The sequence below is a fragment of the Empedobacter sp. UBA6745 genome (genome assembly GCF_002453775.1).
Lineage (GTDB): Bacteria > Bacteroidota > Bacteroidia > Flavobacteriales > Weeksellaceae > Empedobacter > Empedobacter falsenii_C.
Genome location: NZ_DKHL01000057.1, coordinates 60,801 through 78,722, shown reverse-complemented (window position 1 = coordinate 78,722; position 17,922 = coordinate 60,801). Strand labels below are relative to the sequence as shown.

At 33.4% G+C, this 17,922-nt stretch carries 15 protein-coding genes; 5 read left to right on the top strand and 10 right to left on the bottom strand.

The annotated features are described in order from the left end of the window. Positions 1-19: 19 nt before the first annotated feature. A complete protein-coding gene (dprA, locus tag B4H69_RS15770) occupies positions 20-1,117 on the bottom strand; it encodes a DNA-processing protein DprA (protein WP_180905724.1) in 1,098 nt (365 codons plus the stop codon). Between the two features lie 89 nt (positions 1,118-1,206). Between dprA and B4H69_RS15765 the strand changes: the two genes are divergently transcribed. Further along, positions 1,207-2,361, top strand: coding sequence for an SPOR domain-containing protein (locus B4H69_RS15765; RefSeq protein WP_180905723.1), 1,155 nt, complete (start codon positions 1,207-1,209; stop codon positions 2,359-2,361). A 78-nt stretch (positions 2,362-2,439) separates the two neighbouring features. Here B4H69_RS15765 and B4H69_RS15760 read toward each other — a convergent pair whose 3' ends face one another. The 4 genes from B4H69_RS15760 to B4H69_RS15745 form a co-directional block, all read right to left on the bottom strand. Beyond that, positions 2,440-3,888 (bottom strand): TolC family protein, encoded by a 1,449-nt coding sequence (locus B4H69_RS15760; protein ID WP_280045435.1) that lies wholly within the window; start codon positions 3,886-3,888, stop codon positions 2,440-2,442. Then, positions 3,881-7,048, bottom strand: coding sequence for an efflux RND transporter permease subunit (locus B4H69_RS15755; protein ID WP_280045433.1), 3,168 nt, complete (start codon positions 7,046-7,048; stop codon positions 3,881-3,883). The genes B4H69_RS15760 and B4H69_RS15755 overlap by 8 nt, the downstream gene beginning before the upstream one ends. An 18-nt stretch (positions 7,049-7,066) precedes the next feature. Next, complete coding sequence (locus tag B4H69_RS15750) at positions 7,067-8,149, bottom strand: efflux RND transporter periplasmic adaptor subunit (protein WP_038336760.1); 1,083 nt, start codon at positions 8,147-8,149, stop codon at positions 7,067-7,069. A gap of 155 nt (positions 8,150-8,304) precedes the next feature. Further along, a complete protein-coding gene (locus B4H69_RS15745) occupies positions 8,305-8,700 on the bottom strand; it encodes a hypothetical protein (protein WP_180905720.1) in 396 nt (131 codons plus the stop codon). 180 nt (positions 8,701-8,880) lie between these two features. Here B4H69_RS15745 and B4H69_RS15740 point away from each other — a divergent pair, with 180 nt between their 5' ends. After that, positions 8,881-9,402 (top strand): acyl-CoA thioesterase, encoded by a 522-nt coding sequence (locus B4H69_RS15740; RefSeq protein ID WP_038336756.1) that lies wholly within the window; start codon positions 8,881-8,883, stop codon positions 9,400-9,402. A 48-nt stretch (positions 9,403-9,450) separates the two neighbouring features. Here the strand turns inward: B4H69_RS15740 and B4H69_RS15735 are convergent, their stop codons facing one another. Genes B4H69_RS15735 through B4H69_RS15720 form a run of 4 tightly spaced genes read right to left on the bottom strand, consistent with a single transcriptional unit; the run spans position 9,451 to position 13,088 of the window. After that, positions 9,451-9,846 carry an acyl-CoA thioesterase gene (locus B4H69_RS15735; RefSeq protein ID WP_038336752.1) on the bottom strand — a complete coding sequence of 132 codons (396 nt, stop codon included), beginning with the start codon at positions 9,844-9,846 and terminating at the stop codon, positions 9,451-9,453. Continuing rightward, complete coding sequence (locus B4H69_RS15730) at positions 9,827-10,831, bottom strand: Gfo/Idh/MocA family protein (RefSeq protein ID WP_291094838.1); 1,005 nt, start codon at positions 10,829-10,831, stop codon at positions 9,827-9,829. The genes B4H69_RS15735 and B4H69_RS15730 overlap by 20 nt, the downstream gene beginning before the upstream one ends. Positions 10,832-10,836: 5 nt before the next feature. Further along, positions 10,837-12,498: a DUF6909 family protein gene (locus B4H69_RS15725; RefSeq protein ID WP_114998180.1), complete on the bottom strand. Its 1,662-nt coding sequence runs from the start codon at positions 12,496-12,498 to the stop codon at positions 10,837-10,839. Positions 12,499-12,509: 11 nt separating this feature from the next. Beyond that, the gene (locus B4H69_RS15720) at positions 12,510-13,088 is read right to left on the bottom strand and encodes a DUF3109 family protein (protein WP_180905717.1); all 579 of its coding nucleotides are present in this window, start codon (positions 13,086-13,088) and stop codon (positions 12,510-12,512) included. Positions 13,089-13,159: 71 nt separating this feature from the next. On the opposite strand from B4H69_RS15720, the gene B4H69_RS15715 reads away from it, so the two are divergent. From B4H69_RS15715 to rsmI, 3 genes are all read left to right on the top strand, one after another. Further along, positions 13,160-14,911 (top strand): 1-deoxy-D-xylulose-5-phosphate synthase, encoded by a 1,752-nt coding sequence (locus B4H69_RS15715; RefSeq protein WP_180905716.1) that lies wholly within the window; start codon positions 13,160-13,162, stop codon positions 14,909-14,911. Between the two features lie 61 nt (positions 14,912-14,972). Beyond that, positions 14,973-15,467, top strand: a complete 495-nt coding sequence (locus B4H69_RS15710) for a DUF4252 domain-containing protein (RefSeq protein WP_180905715.1) — start codon at positions 14,973-14,975, stop codon at positions 15,465-15,467. 60 nt (positions 15,468-15,527) lie between these two features. Beyond that, on the top strand, positions 15,528-16,202 hold the full coding sequence (gene rsmI, locus B4H69_RS15705; RefSeq protein ID WP_180905714.1) for a 16S rRNA (cytidine(1402)-2'-O)-methyltransferase: 675 nt from the start codon (positions 15,528-15,530) through the stop codon (positions 16,200-16,202). On the opposite strand, the gene recJ is transcribed toward rsmI, so the two are convergent. Next, entirely contained in the window at positions 16,199-17,899 is a 1,701-nt protein-coding gene (recJ, locus tag B4H69_RS15700) for a single-stranded-DNA-specific exonuclease RecJ (protein WP_180905713.1), read from the bottom strand. The two genes, rsmI and recJ, sit on opposite strands and share 4 nt — an antisense overlap. Positions 17,900-17,922: the final 23 nt, after the last annotated feature.

The following is a 17,922-nucleotide window of genomic DNA, read 5'->3' as shown; positions in this document are numbered from 1 at the left end:
CTAAAAATTGTATTACTTGTTACAATAAATCATAAAATTTGCCTGGAAGCGTCGAAATTATTTGCTTTAATTCCAAATCTAATAAGGTTGGCATCAATTCGTAGGATTTCAAATTTAAGTCAAAAGACATTTTATCAATATGTTGTTTTCCGTTGGTTTTGAGATAATTTACAATTAAATTTTCATCATCAGAAAACTCAATAAACAAATCTATTTGCTTTGGTTTCTTCTTCGAATTGAAATTAAAATAGTCAATAATATCTTTCGAATTTTCGACCAAATAAGCTTGATGAGATTTTATCAAATAATTACACCCAATACTCAACGCATCGGTTGATTTTCCTGGCAAAGCAAACACTTCACGATTATATTCATTTGCAAACTTTGCGGTCACCAAACTTCCTCCTTTAAAAGCAGATTCTACCACAATTGTAATATCCGATAAGCCTGCAATAATCCGATTTCGTTGCAAAAAAGCTTCTGGAACGACAGCTTTAAAACTTGGTTGTTCTGTAATCCAACCACCTTTTTGTAACATCTCAACTGCAACTTTTTTGTGAGCAGCAGGATAAATTCGTTCAAAATTTGTTCCCATTACCGACCACGTCGCCACATTATCTTTGAGCGCATTTGTATGCGCTTCGATATCGCAACCATACGCTAATCCGCTTACAATCGTAACATCAAAATCTGCTAAACCTTCGATTAATTCAGTAATAAAATTTCGTCCATAATTGGTCATTTTTCGTGTGCCAACAATCGAAATCTTTTTGTTATTGAATTGATTAAATTCTAAATTTCCTTTACAAAAAATCACCAAAGGTGCATCAATACATTCTTTTAACAATTGTGGATAAGCTTCATCATAAAAAGTTAAAATATTGATTTGATTATTTTTACAATATTCTATTTCGTTAAAAGCTAAATCTAACCATTTTTTATTTCCAAAATCTTTGCTTATTTGCTGTCCAATTCCCGAAATTTGCATCAAATCTTTTGGTTTACAATTCCAAGCAGCCTCTGCCGAACCAAAAAATTGAATAATTTTTCGAGCTGTTATATCGCCAATTCCTTTCTGAAAAGAAAGTGCTAAAATATATGGTAAATCGGTTTGCATTTTGTTAAATTATTAATATTAAACCAACTAAGAATAATTTTAAGTATTTATTTTTTTGCTAAATCTAAAAAAAATGTTAATTTCGTAGTATGAGGTTAGAAGAGCATATTAGTCAATTATTATTTCAGCACGATTGTGTAATCGTTCCAAACTTTGGTGCGTTTATCTCAAACACTGCTAATGTGGCGTTTGACGAGCAAACAAACACATTTATTCCGCCAAGAAAAGAGCTTTCTTTCAATACAACTTTAACAAAAAGTGATGGTGTTTTGGTGAATAAAATTGTAGAAGATGAGCCAATGTCTTTTGAAAATGCGCAAACATTTTTGAATGAACAAGTTTATTTTTGGCAAGAACATTTGAAAAATGGAAAAGTTTTAACCTTACAATATATCGGATCATTACAATTTAATGACGCTGGAAAAATTGACTTCAAACCAGAAAATGCTCAAAATTATTTCATCGCCGCTTATGGTCTTTCAAATTTACAAGCCAATTACATTTTAGATTCGTCTAAAACTAAAACCTCTAACAAACACATGTCAAAATTTTTAGCCGCAGCCTCATTAATTCCCATTATTGTTGGTGGCTTCCTATATTTTAATACGCCGCAACCCGTGCAAGAATTCGTAACGGAGCAATGGAGCGGTTTGGTTTTGCCAATGATTGGTAAAGATGATGCAACCAAAACTGAAAAACCTACAGTGCAATACGATGTGTATAATATGCCACAAACGATTGCTGAACCTTCTTTGGTTGAATATCAAATTGCCGAAACCGTAACGAAAACAGATACAATTGAAACGCCTAAAAAAGTTGAAATTACAGTTGTAAAGGAAACGAAACTGAATGAAACTGAAAAGGAGATTACGGCAATTGTAAAGGAAAAACCTTCGACAAAAGAAGTTGTAAAAACAGAAACAAAAAAATTAACGAAAGTTGAAGCTCCTAAAACAGCTGAAAAGAAAGTTGAGGACAAAAAAGAAGTTGCAACTAAAACAACTTCAAAATCTAACAATAAAAAATATCAAGTAATTGCGGCTTCGCTAAAACGTCAAGAAGATGCTGATCGTTTGGTTGGAGAATTGAAAAAACAAGGTTACAAAGATGCAGGAGTTTCTTATGTAAAAGGTCGCTATTATTATGTTACATATAGCAGCTTCAATAACATAGAAGACGCGCAAAAATATATGAATGATGTAAATAAAAAGTCTCCTGGAACTTGGGTTAGAACTGAAAATTAATCATCATTTTAATACAATATAAATCGAAATAAGCTGCCCAAAAGGCAGCTTATTTCTTTGTTAGAATGAATATGAAAACTACTTCCAGCCTCCGCCTAAACTTTTGTAAATAGCGACAACTGTACTTAATTGTTTTTCTTTTGTTTCGATTAATTCCATTCTTGCATCCAATAAATCACGTTGAGTTGTTAACACTTCTAAATAATCTGCTCGATTATTTTTGAACAACTGATTCGCAATATCAATAGATTCTACAAGTGCTTTCGCTTGTTTGTCTTTGTAAGAATAACTTTGTTCTAAATTATTAATCTTCGACATTTGATTTGACACTTCTAAATAAGCATTTAAAATTGTTTTATCATATTCGTACAACGCTTGTATTTGATGAGCATTTGCCGTGTTGAACTCCGCTTTTATCGCACTTTTATTAATTAAAGGCGCAGCTAATTCTCCTGCCAATGAGTATAGAATTGACTCTGGCATTTTTACCAAATAAGAAGGTTTGAATGCATTTAATCCTAAAGCCGCAGAAATATTAAGTGACGGATAAAACTCTGCACGAGCCACTTTTACATCCAATGCAGAAGCTTTCAATTCTAGTTCTGCTTGCTTGATATCAGGACGATTTGATAATAATTCAGACGGAATTCCTGCATGCATTGTTTGCGGAATCAAATCCATAAATGATGAACCATCACGTTTTATCGTTTGCGGATATCTTCCCAATAATGCATTAATTCTATTCTCAGTTTCTGTGATATCTTGTTTAATATTAAACTCTTCACTTTCAGATTTTAATAATTCTGCTTCAAATTTTTTCACAGCTAATTCAGTTTCACGAGCAGCTTCTTTCTGAATTTTCACCACACGTAGTGATTCTTTTTGTAACTCAATATTTCGATAAATTAAATCTAATTGACTATCCAAAGACAATAATTCATAATAAGACGAAGCGATTTCAGAAATTAAATTTGTCAAAACAAAATTCTTTCCTTCCACCGTTGATAAATATCGCGCAATCGAAGCATCTTTCGAATTACGTAATTTTTTCCAAATATCAACTTCCCAATCAGCGCTCAACCCAATCGCATAATCCATCAAAGGATCAGGCATTTCTTTCCCAGGTTTTATCTCAGTCGAAGCGTCACCTGCACCTTGACTTGTGTAACGACCAACTTTCTCCACGCCAACTCCAGCAGTTGCAGCTACGGTAGGAGATAATTTTCCGTTTTTGTACAACACTTCATTTTTAGAAATCTCAATTTCTTGAAGTGTGATCATCAATTCTTGGTTATTTTTTAACGCTTCTTCAATCAAAACAACCAAATTTGGATCAGTAAAAAATTGTTTCCAAGGCGTTAGTCCAGAACTTGGTGCATCATCATTTTGCACATTTTGATAAGCTTCTGGAATTTTTGGTGCTTGATGATTTTCTATCTCTTTACTTACCGCAGGAGCTTTACAGCTCCAAATCATTGTTCCAAAAAGACTTATTGCAATTATATTTTTTAAACTATTTTTATTCATCTTCCGTGATTTCTTCTGTTAAAGGATTCTCATCTTCGTATTTCACCAATTGCATTTTATCCGCCAAGGCGCCAAACGCAACATATAAACCGGGCACAATAAACAACCCGAAAATAGTTCCGAACAACATTCCACCCGCAGCAGCAGTACCAATTGTTCTATTTCCTACAGCTCCCGGACCAGAAGCAATAACCAACGGAATAAGACCTGCAATAAACGCAAATGATGTCATCAAAATTGGACGGAAACGAACTCCTGCACCTTCAATCGCTGATTTTACAATTGATAAACCTTCATTATGTTTCTGCACAGCAAACTCAATAATCAACACCGCATTTTTACCGAGAAGTCCAATCAACATCACCATTGCAACTTGTGCATAAATATTATTTTCTAATCCTAATAATTTCAAGAAGAAAAATGCTCCGAAAATTCCTGTAGGTAATGAAATGATAACAGGTAAAGGCAAAATGAAACTTTCGTATTGAGCTGCTAAAATCATATAAACGAAAATTAAACAAATGGCGAAAATAATCACCGCTTCATTTCCACGAGAAACCTCATCTTTCGAAATTCCTGCCCAATCAATTCCAAAACCACGAGGCAATGTATTTTTAGCTACTTCATTAATCGCTGCTATCGCTTGTCCACTACTATAACCAGGAGCTGGCGTACCACTAATTTCTGCTGCATTATACATATTGTGACGCGTAATTTCTGATAATCCATACACTTTTTCAATTTTCATGAAAGCTGAATACGGAACCATTTCACCTTGATCATTTTTCACATATAATTTCAATAAATCTTCTGGTAGCGCACGATATTCTGGCGAAGCTTGTACCATCACTTTATAAGGTCGGTCAAATTTGATGAAACTTGTTTCGTAATTAGAACCAACTAATGTTGATAAATTATCCATCGCATTTTCGATCGAAACTCCTTTTTGTTCGGCAATATCATTGTCAATTTTCAAGACATATTGAGGAAACGAAGCACTATAAAATGTAAATACAGAACTCAATTCTGGACGACGAGTTAATTCTTTTACAAAATCACGGCTCACTTCTTCCATTTTATGATAATCTCCACTACCTGCTTTATCCAACAATCTCAATTCGAAACCTCCTGCAGCACCATATCCAGGAACAGATGGTGGTTGAAAATATTCGATATTCGCACCATTAATATTTCCAGCTTTTTCTTCTAATTCTTTGATGATTTCTTCAGCAGATTTAGAACGTTCGTCCCAACTTTTCAAGTTAATCAAACAAGTTCCAGAGTTTGCTCCTGTACCTTCTGTCAAAATCTCATAACCTGCCAATGACGAAACTGATGAAACGCCATCAATTCCTTCTGCTATTTTTTGTAATTTTTGAGAAACTTCATTTGTTCTTTCTAACGTAGAACCTGGAGGTGTTTGAATAATCGCATAAAACATTCCTTGATCTTCGTTTGGAATAAATCCAGAAGGCAAACTATTATTCAAGAAGAAAACTCCAGCACAAAATGCTAGTAAAATTCCGAACGTAACAGTTCGCTTGTTAACTGTTTTAGTTAAAACTTTTTCATATTTAAAAGATCCTTTGTTAAACAAATTATTAAACTTCAACAAAAATTTATTTAACATTGTTTTCTTTCTTGGTTGATCATGATTATTTTTCAAAATCATTGCACACAAAGCTGGTGTAAGCGTTAAGGCTACAATCCCTGATAAAATAATTGATGTCGCCATCGTAATCGAAAATTGACGATAAAAAATACCAACAGGTCCAGACATAAACGCAACTGGAATAAACACAGCTGCCATTACAAATGTAATTGCGATAATTGCTCCACTAATTTCGCGCATTGCTTCTTCCGTCGCACGTAAAGGCGAGAGATTTTTCTCTTCCATCTTGGCATGGACAGCCTCTATCACCACAATCGCATCATCGACGACAACTCCAATCGCCATAACTAAAGCAAAAAGGGAAATCAAGTTTAATGTAATTCCAAAGAAACTCATCAACGCAAAAGTTCCGATCAAAGAAACAGGAACAGCCAACGCAGGAATCAATGTAGAACGCCAATCTCCTAAGAATAAAAACACCACAATACCAACTAAAACGAAAGCTTCAAAAAGTGTGTGTACCACTTTTTCCATCGAAGCATCTAAGAATTTCGAAACGTCATATGAAATCTCGTAATCCATTCCTTTTGGCAAATTATTTTCTTTCAAATCTGCCATTAATGCTTTGATGTTTTTGATGACTTCACTCGCATTACTTCCGTACGATTGTTTTATCACAATTGCGGCAGAAGGTTTTCCGTTCAATGTTGAATAAATATCATACATCGAACTTCCGAATTCTATATTAGCAACATCTTTTAAACGCAATATTTCTCCATCAGGATTTGCTCTTAAAATGATATTTCCATATTGCTCTTTTGTGTTATATCGACCTGAATATTTTAACACATATTCGAATGTTTCTGAACGTTTTCCTGAACTTTCTCCAGTTTTCCCAGGTGAAGCTTCAATACTTTGTTCATCCAATGCTTTCATCACATCATCCGCAGAAATATTATACGCTTGCATACGATCTGGTTTCAACCATACACGCATCGCATATTCTCTGTTTCCTAAAATATCTGCATCTCCAACTCCATTAATACGTTTTAACTCAGATAAAATATTGATATCTGCATAATTATATAAAAATTGTTGATCAGCTTTTGGATCATTACTGTACAAGTTAATGTACATCAACATGTTTGATTCTTCGCGTGTGATTTTCACACCTTCGCGAACTACCAAAGGTGGAAGTTTATTTACAACCGAAGAAACACGATTTTGCACATTTACAGCTGCAATATTGGGATCAGTTCCTAAATCAAAAATCACTTGAATAGACGCTTCACCATCATTCCCAGCATCAGATGTAATATATTTCATTCCAGGAACACCATTTAGCGCACGTTCTAATGGAATTACAACCGACTTGATCAATAATTCATTATTCGCACCAGGATATTCCGCTGTAATATTCACCTTTGGAGGCGAAATTGAAGGGAATTGCGTTACGGGTAATTTAACTAATGATAGAATTCCTAAGAAAACTATAATCAACGAAATGACAATCGAAAGAACGGGTCTTCGAATAAATTTATCAAACATAACTTTGAATTTTTTAGATTAGTTTGATTTTAATTTTAACGATGAAAGAACTTTTCTTGGTGCAATAAATTTCGTTTTGATTTTATCATCATCTTTCACTTTCTGAACACCTTCTAACAGAATATTATCTTTCTCCGAAAGTCCGCTTTCTACCACATAAACATCAGGCATTTCTAGACCAATCGTGATATTTCGCGATTTCACAACACCATTTTTATCTACTACAAAAACGTAGGTTTTATCTTGAATTTCGTAAGTTGCTTTTTGTGGAATTAATAAAGCATCATGTAACGGAACTGTCATTTTTACTTTCCCTGTTTCACCATTTCTCAACAAATGATTTGGATTTGCAAAACGCGCACGAAACGCAATATTTCCTGTTTCGTTGTTAAATTCTCCTTCTATCGTTTCTACCAAACCTTTTTCTGGTAAAGGTTTATTATTCGCCATAATCAACGAAACTTGTTTACTCGCTCTATCTTGAATATTTGTTTGATAATCTAAATATTCAGGCTCAGAAACGTTGAAATAAGCAAACATTGATGAGTTATCAGACAAATTTGTTAATAACATTCCTTCGTCAATCAAGCTTCCCAACTTCATAGGAATTCTATCAATAACACCAGAAAATGGCGCACGAATATCTGTAAATGATAAATGTAATTGAGCCAATTGCATTTCTGCTTTCGATTTTTCTAATCGTGCTTGCGCAATAGCTTTTTCGTTCTTAGAAACGACATTATTATCAGCCAAAGTTGCTGAATTTTGCAATTCAATTTGTGCCTCTTTTACCTCTGCTTTTGATTTCAAATATTCGGCTTGATACATCGAAGGCATAATGCGAAACAACAATTGACCAGCTTGTACATGTTGACCTTCATCCACAAAAACTTTTTGTAAATATCCTTTTTCTTGCGCACGAATTTCAATGTTTCGTACCGACTGAATTTGGGCAACATAATCCTTATCCACAATCGTATCCATTTTGATTGGCGTTGTGATTGGATAATCTTTCACTTCTTCTTTTTCCTGTTTTTTTGATGAACAACTTGTTGTCAACAATACAGTACTCAGAGCAACAAATAATGCGACTCTTTTCATAATTCTTCTAACTATTAAATGTAAAATTTGATTAAATGGATTTCTTGGTAGAAGTAGTTTTACCAAAAAATATTACATACAAAAATTGGCTAACATTCAGCTATTCATGGACTGAACACTAATTTTTGGTGTATTTTAAAAATTTAAGAAATCAATCAAATTCTGATTGTACGTAACAAAATGTACTTACAACTCGAAAATTTGATGGTTTTATTGTAGAAGATGTGTTTCTTTCTTAAACCTTGAATTATAAAGTTTAAAACCAGAACAACACTTAATAGTTTGATACAAGTTTCTAAGTCGATTTTGTTTGATGTCTGAAAATCATCATCAATCGTTTCGATACTTGGATTAAATTCTTGAAATTGATTTGAATTTGAAGTTTTAGAAAATTTAGTTTCAACAATTTTACTTGCGTGATAAATATGTGTATTATCGTTAACAACCGTCTGTGAAGTTAAATTTCCTTGAAAATGTTGAGTACCCGCAAACACTTTAGTTTCCGCAAAAAATAGCAGAAATAAAGCAGATAGCAAGTATGTGATAAACATTTTCATAATTCTTTTCAAATGTAAGACTTGAAATAATACAATAATCTATATTAACATTTTTTAACTATAAAATTTTATTGACTTAATAAAAAACTCAATTACAAATACTTAACACAACGATAATAACTGTTTCAAAACTCAAATATTTTGTTGAAATTTGCATCCAACAAACAAAAGTTTATGGCGAAAGCAAAAACAGCAAAAGAGTCGTTAGCAGTAATGACAAACTTGGTTTTACCGAATGAAACCAACAATTTAGGAAACATGTTCGGAGGTGAATTATTGGCTTCTATGGATAGAATTTCTTCTATTTCTGCGAAAATGCACGGTGGAAGTTTTTTGGTTGTAACAGCAAGTGTCAATCACGTTGCGTTTAACATTCCGATTCCAATGGGAAGTACGGTAAAGTTAGAATCTAAAGTAACTCGTGCATTCAAATCATCGATGGAAGTTTATGTTGATGTTTACGTTTACGATTATGAAAATTGTGTTTATAACCAAACAAATAGCGGTATTTACACATTTGTAGCCGTTGATAATGACAATAAACCTGTTCAAGTTCCTGAATTAATTCCAGAATCTGAACAAGAAATCGAACGTTATGAAGCTGCTTTGCGTCGTAAACAATTAAGTTTGATTTTGGCGGGAAGAATGAATCCTGCTGACGCACACGAATTGAAATCGTTATTTATAGCAGAATAAAATAAAAAAGTCGAAACAATGTTTCGACTTTTTTATTGATATAATTTTTTAACCTTTCCCAGCTAAACGATCCACCACATATTCTATTTGTGTCTTCCCGTGCGGTTTAGGTTTTCCTTCTGCGTCTAAATTAACCATCGTAATTCGATCGACAGTAATAATGGTTTCATGCGTCATTTTGTTACGTACTTCACATTGTAAAACCAATGAAGTTGTTCCAAATTTCACCACCTCAATTCCTATTTCCACAATATCACCTTCACGAGCCGAAGCCATAAAGTTGATTTCAGACATATATTTGGTTACAACATGCGAATTTTCTAATTGCACAATGCTATATAACGCCGCTTCTTCATCAATCCAAGCCAAAAGCTTTCCTCCAAAAAGTGTTTTATTTGGATTAAGATCTTCCGGTTTTACCCATTTACGAGTGTGAAATTTCATAGTTCTCTGTTTTAAGTTCTTGTTTATTTTCTGTTGCCAAATGATTCGCATCCGAAATAAACTTGACTAAATTTACAGCATATTTTCCATCTAACAAAGATTCATTATGACGGATTAACGCATCAGAAATTTCAGCAATGGCGTTGGGATGAAAATTCTTTTGTTCAGTAGAAATTTTGTTTGAACAACACACATTTTTTAAATCAGAATAAATCATTTGATTAAGATATTGATCTCCAATCTTAATTGTTCCTTTCTCCGCAATAAGCGTGATATTACTTTCGAAATTTTTATTGAAAACTGACGTTGTATAAATCATATGTCCGATTGCTCCATCAGCCGTAAAATCAACACAACCCGAATCATCAAATTCTGTCACTTCTTGATGTGTAAAATTGAAACTTTTAGAATTTGTACAAATTACCTCATCAAACCAAAAATTCATGATATCAACAAAATGTGAAAATTGAGTAAACAAAACACCTCCGTCCATTTCTTGGTTTCCGTGCCATTCGCGCAACTTGTAATAATTCTTGTTACGATTCCAATAGCAATTAATATTCACCATGAAAACTTTTCCTAACGAATTATTGTCAATCAAATTCTTTACATATTGCACAACTGGAGAAAAACGAAGTTGCATCGACGTAAAAACTCTAAGATTTTTCTCTTCCGCAACTTTCAATATTTCCTTTGCATCTTCTACAGTTAATGCAATTGGTTTTTCAATCAAAACATTTTTCCCAGCTTTTAAACAACGAATCGCATGTTCGCGGTGCAAACCATTTGGCGTAGCAATCACAACAACATCAGTTTCTTGATCTTCGTTCAAAAAACTTTCAAGTGTTGAATAACCTTTGAAAGGTAAATCTTCTGGTAAATTAAAATCAATCACCGAAATTAAATGTGCGTTTTCCGTTTCCTCTATCGCTTGTTGATGTACACGTCCAATATGACCGTAGCCTAAAATGGAAAAATTCTTCATTGAATTTATTTAATAATTTTTTCTAATATCTTTTGTGTGATTAGATAAGTTGGTTTTACACCTGTTAATCCTAAACCTCCAGAAGCCAATGTACTTCCTGTTTCTAACGGATTATCAGAAGCGTAATAAGCATACATTACTTTAACATCTTTATCGATGTGATGTCTAATTTTTGACGCAACCTGAATCGCTTTTTGATAATGCGCACCTTCCATTTCTAATCCAATCGCTTGGAAAGACGAATTTTTGAAATACTCTAAAACGTCTTTATTTTGTAATGATGTTCCTAAAACCGAAATCATTGGTCCTTCATAAACACCTAAACCTTGTCCTTCGAAATCTGCAGCGGTTAATTCGTTATCAAAAACATAATTATCTGTTGTTCCTTCGAAAACATGCGCTGTAGCAATCATTATATCACCTTTTATTCCTTCAAGAATACCAGCTTTACCCATAATCGCAACAGATTTTACATTCATTTTGAATTTTACATCTCCTACTTTGTATGGTTTCAACAACTCATCCATCGCCTCAAATGCTTGCTCACCAAAGGCATAATCCATCACAATAATCACCTCATTGTTCTTATCTTTTGCATAAGAAAATGCTGAATTTGCAATGTTTACTTTAGATAAATCAATAATTTGAACATCGATATTTGTTCCTGATTGATCTTTGATATAAACTAAACCATTTTGTTGAGTGTATTCATTTAACGAATCGCGCAACATTTTGTTGTTTGCCGCACTCAAATCTTCGTAAATTTCTACTCCATCATTTTTGTATTTTCTTTTCAATCCATCATATGCATACAACATGTTCGAAACACTGTGCATATTAGCAGAAATGATATGAATGTTTTTATCTTGAAGATTATTTTCGAATAATACACGTTTGATTTCATTCGCCCATTTTTCTCCAATCATATGGTGACCTATCGATTCACGTAAAGTTGATGTAAATGTAATTTCACGTTTCTTAGTTCCGATACGATCTTGTTGACTTGTGTAACCCATCCAATAAACTACACGGAAAAAATAATCTTTATCGTCTGCTTTACTGAAATAATGATGAATTTCTTGTGTTTCTTCAAACGTTCTTCCTAAAATAGTTGATAAATGCATCAAAGCAACTTCACGTTCTTTTCGAGAAATTTCAACTTCATTGAATACAACATTTTCAATAAATTCCCACGCTCTACTTTTAGAAAGTGTTTCGTTACTGAATGCTCTATTTCTGATTTTATCCGCCTCATTGTATAAAAACGTTAAGTGCGTCAACACATCATAAATATCAGAACGACCGCGAGAAATTTCGATATTCATTTGATCATCATCAATTCTATAACAAAAACGACGACGTTTTGCAGGAATAATTGGCGTGAAAATAGAACGATCATAGCCTTCGTCAGATGTAAAAGACACATAAGGCGTTTCTACGATTCCTTCTGGTAAACGATCTAAAACATACATTAATCCACTTAATTCTACTTTGTTTGGATCTGTCATTGATCCGTAGATTTCTGGATTAATTTCGAATAATAAATTTCTTAATATTTTTCCAGGTGCACCAGATGGACGGTACACTCCTCTATGAAATAAATGACGCATAGAGATATATAATCTTTCAATAGCGTCAGTAGATCTTCTTGCTCTTGTTATTGACATAATAATTTTTTTTACTTTTTTTGGTTGTTTAATTCTTGTTGAATGGCCATTAATTCATCGTACCATTCTTGTCCAAATTTTCGGACTAACGAATCTTTTGCAAATGTTGCAACATTCACTTTCAATTCTTTTCCTAAGGTACAAGCATCCGAGCAGATATCCCATACATCATAGTTAACAGAAGTGAAATTTGAATATTCCTTAACACGAACTGGATACAAATGACAAGAAATCGGTTTTTTGTAATCGACTTTTCCGTCTTCGTATGCTTTTTCAATTCCACATTTTGAAAAACCATTTTCTTCGAAAACTAAATAAGCACATTCGCGATTATTGACTAATGGAGTTACCCAATCGCCATCAGTATCCATTGTGTACTTACCTTCTTGCTCAATCACCGCAATTCCTTCGGGACGCAAATAAGGTTTTACATCTTCATAAATATCGTCTAATACAGTTAGTTCGTCATCATTCAAAGGCGCTCCTGCGTCACCTTCTACACAACAAATCCCTTTACATTTGTTCAGATTACAAACAAAATCTTTATTTAGTAGTTCTTCAGATACAAGGGTTTTTCCTATTTGGAACATGTTACATTAAATTTTGTAACATGCAAAGGTACGGAAAATTCCTCAGAAAAATGTAATTTTGTAAAAGAATAATGGATAATCTACTTTCAAAAATCAATCATCCTAAGGAACTTAGGACTTTTGAAGCGTCTCAATTAACTGCTTTAGCTCACGAGATGCGCGAGTTTATTTTGGATACTTTGAGTGTAAAACCAGGACATTTAGGTGCTAGTTTGGGTGTGATTGAATTAACGATTGCATTACATTATCACTACAATACACCTAAGGATTTGTTAATTTGGGATGTAGGTCATCAATGTTATCCACATAAAATTTTGACAGGTCGTCAAAAAATTTTCGATTCACTTCGTCAAAAAGATGGTATTTCCGGTTTTCCTACACGTATAGAAAGTGAGTTTGATACATTTGGAACGGGACATTCTTCTACCTCTATTTCAGCAATTGTTGGGATGGCAACTGCGGATAAAATTAATCAAATCAATAGAAAACACATTGCAATTATTGGTGATGCATCGATTACTTCTGGAATGAGTTTAGAAGCATTAAATCATCTTGGATCGACAGATTTGGATGTTTTAGTGATTTTGAATGATAATGATATCGGAATTGATCCTTCGGTTGGTGGTTTGAAAAAACATTTTAAATCATTAGAAAATCAATCCGAAAATATCTTTACCAATTTCGGTTTAAATTTTATTGGAACAATTGATGGACACAATTTTGATGAATTATTGAATGCTTTCAATAAAACTGATTCAATCAAAGGTCCGAAAGTTTTACACATCAAAACAATAAAAGGAAAAGGTTACGAACAAGCCGAAATCGATCAAGTAAAATGGCATGCTCCAGGTTTGTTTGATAAAGAAACGGGCGAAATAAAATCGAAGAAAAAAGAAAAATCGTATCAAGATGTTTTTGGTGAAACCATGCATCAATTACTTGAAGAAAATTCACAAATCGTTGCAATAACACCTGCGATGTTAACAGGAAGTAATTTGGTAAAATGTCATCAAGATTTTCCTGAACGTGTTTTTGATGTCGGAATTGCTGAGCAACATGCGGTGACGTTTGCAGCTGGTTTGGCGACGCAAAATACCATTCCGTATTGTGTGATTTATTCGACATTTTTACAACGTGCGTACGACCAAGTCATTCACGATGTAGCGTTACAGAATCTGCCTGTTGTATTTTGTATTGATCGTGCAGGATTCGTTGGTACAGATGGCGCAACGCATCATGGTTATTTTGATATTGCGTATTTGCGCGAAATTCCGAATATGATTGTGTCTTCGCCTCGAAACGAAAAAGATTTCAAAAATTTATTGTACACAGCGCAGTTTACAACTCAACCTTTTGCGATTCGTTATCCAAAAAATAATATCCAAATAAGTGATTCTAAAGTCGAAAAAATAGAAATCGGTCAATCTGAAATTATTTTTGAAGGAAATAAATTAGCGATTCTTTCAACTGGATTAATTAGTTCTCGAATTGAGGAAATTATCATCCAAAATAATCTTCAAGAAAAAGTTGCTTTGATTGATTTTCCATTCATCAAACCTTTGGATGAATCTCGCTTAAAAGCTATTTCACTAAAATATTCTACCATTCTAACTTTTGAAGATGGAATAAAAAAAGGAGGTTTTGGAAGTGGAATTTTAGAATTTTTAAATTCTATTCATTACAAAGGGAATATCACAATTAATGGATATCCAGACGAATTTATCGAACATGCTTCGATTTCTGAATTAGAACAAATGATTGGTTTAGATGATTCTTCAATATTGGAAATAATTTTTTCTTACCTAAAAATTCAACAATCCTAAAAATTAATAATTTTCGGTACGAGAGTTGTTATTCTTTCTCTAATTTATAAACACAACAACAATGAAAAAAATAATCGGTTTATCTTTTATAGCAGTATTGTTAACATTGCAATCTTGCGGTACAACAAAAAATATGCAAGAATTCTACACAAAATATCACAATCAATCTACTGTAATTCCTTTACCTTCTTTTGCGTTGAAATTAGCTGGAAAAGCTGGCGGAACAGATTTATTTAATTATTTAAAATCGGCTAAAGTTTTTGTTGTTTCAGATGCTGGACAAGGAAAACAAAAAAGAATCATGAACGATTTGCAATCGTCTATGCGTGGTGAAAAATACGAAAACTTAGTAAAATTCAAAGCGAAAGATAGCCGTTTGAACATTTCATTACAAGAAGATGGCGGACGAGTTAAGAAAATGATTTTTGGAATTAACGGTTTGCGAAATGTATTGGTTATCGATTCTAAATTAGATATTCCAAGAACAGATTTAGACAAAATTTTAGACAAAGTTTCGGCTGAAGATATTGCAGATTTAGCAGATATTTTGAAATAATATATGAAGCCAGCTAATTTGCTGGCTTTTTCTTTTGAAATTACTTTGTAACTTTGTCGCATGAGTGGAAAATTATATTTGGTTCCGACGCCAATCGGAAATTTGGGAGATATGACATTTAGAGCGGTTGATGTGCTAAAAGAATCAGATGTTATTTTGGCAGAAGACACGCGAAATAGTGGTATTTTACTGAAACATTTCGAAATTTCTACTCCAATGCGTAGCTATCATATGCACAATGAGCATCAAGCAACTGAGGATATTATTCGTCAGTTAAAAGATGGACAAATCATTTCAATTATTACAGATGCCGGAACTCCAGGTATTTCTGACCCAGGTTATTTGTTAGCCAAAGAATGTGTGGCAAATAATATTGTAATCGAATGTTTACCAGGCGCAACCGCTTTTGTTCCTGCATTAGTTGTTTCTGGATTACCAAATAACGAATTCACTTTTGTTGGATTTTTACCTGTAAAAAAAGGAAGAAAATCTAAATTAGATTCATTGTTAGAAGAAAAGAAAACGATGATTTTCTACGAATCTCCACATAAAATTGGACGTACTTTAAAAGATTTAGCCGAAGCTTTTGGAACTGAACGCAAAGCAAGTTTATCACGTGAAATCTCGAAAAAATTCGAAGAAACTTTACGCGGAACATTAACTGAATTAGCCGAAATAGCCGAAAAAAGAAATTTGAAAGGTGAAATGGTTTTGATTGTAGAAGGAAATCATTAATCGTTGAAACGAATATCTTTTATATTCAATTGCCAAGTTCCTTTTCCTTGCCAATAATTCATTCCGATTGTGTACACCATATCAAATGATTGTCCTTTCTCTAATTTTGGTCCAAATTTTCCTAATTTGAAGCCAATTGCAGGAAACGTAATACGTGTATCGCGCTGATGTACGTATAAACGCGCATGTTCTTTACCAACTAATCGGAAATCTGTTGCTAATAAATCCTTCGAAATAAAAACAGGATTCATATTATCTGGTCCAAAAGGCGCCATTCGCATCACCGATTCCAAGAAAGAACGCGTCATATCATTAAAAGAAATTTCTTTATCGATCAAAATTGATGGCGTAAAATGTTTTCCATTCGACATTTCTTTCACTGTTTGATCGAATCTAATCTTGAATTCTTCAAAATTTTCTTCTTTCATTGCTAAACCAGCAGCAGCCATATGTCCACCAAACTGTGTTAACAAATCTTTGTTTTTTTCGATTGCCGAATGTATATCGAACTCTTGAATAGAGCGAGCCGAACCTACAATTTCACCTTCATTATTCTTCGTACAAACAATAGTTGGTTTATAATACAAATCGACCAAACGAGAAGCTACAATTCCGATTACACCTTTATTCCAAGACGCATCGTAAACAATGGTCGAATATTTTTCTTTGGTATTGATTTGATCCAATTGAAAAAGTGCATCATGCGTCATATCAAGATCCAAGGTTTTGCGCTCGTTATTTAATGAATTAATATCATTCAAATATTTACGACAATCCTCTTCATCAGTACTCAACATAAAACGAACCGCTTCCGAACCATGTTTTATACGACCTGCAGCATTAATTTTTGGTGCAATAGAAAAAACAACATTCGAAATATTGACATTATTTTTAATATTAGTCGGAATTAATTGCTGAAAAGCCAAACGAGGATCTGAATTTAATCGTTTCAAGCCAGCATAAGCCAGCACACGATTTTCTCCTGTAATCGGAACAATATCAGCCGCAATACTTACTGCAACTAAATCTAAAAGTGGTAAAAGATTTTCTTTTGGAAGATTGAATTTCTCTGTATAAGCTTGCACCAATTTAAACCCAACGCCACAACCGCTCAAATCTTTGTAAGGATAACGACAACCTTTTTGTTTTGGATCTAAAACAGCGTACGCTTTAGGCACAGAACGATCTGGTAAATGGTGATCACAAATAATATAATCGATGCCTTTTGATTGGGCATATTTTATTTCTTCGTGCGCTTTAATTCCACAATCTAAAGCAATTACAAGTGAAATATTATTTTGTACAGCGAATTCTATACTTTGTTGAGAAATTCCATAACCTTCGTTATTTCGGTCAGGAATATAAAAAAAGACTTTCGAGTAGATAGAAGTCAGAAATTCGTAAAACAAAGTTACGGCTGTTGTTCCATCTACATCGTAGTCTCCAAATATTAAGATATTTTCTTCGTCATCAATTGCATTTTTGATACGTGAAACCGCATCACACATTCCTTTCATCAAAAAAGGATCATGCAATTCGTCTAAGGATGGATTAAAATACGATTTGGCTTGCGCAAAATTCGTAATTCCACGTTGGGCTAATAAAATAGCAAGCACCTCAGAAATGTTAAGCGATTCTCTTAAATCCTTAACAACTTCAGTATTGGGCTGTTCTTTTATTTCCCATCTTTTTTCCATCTCTTTAATTTACATAAATTTTT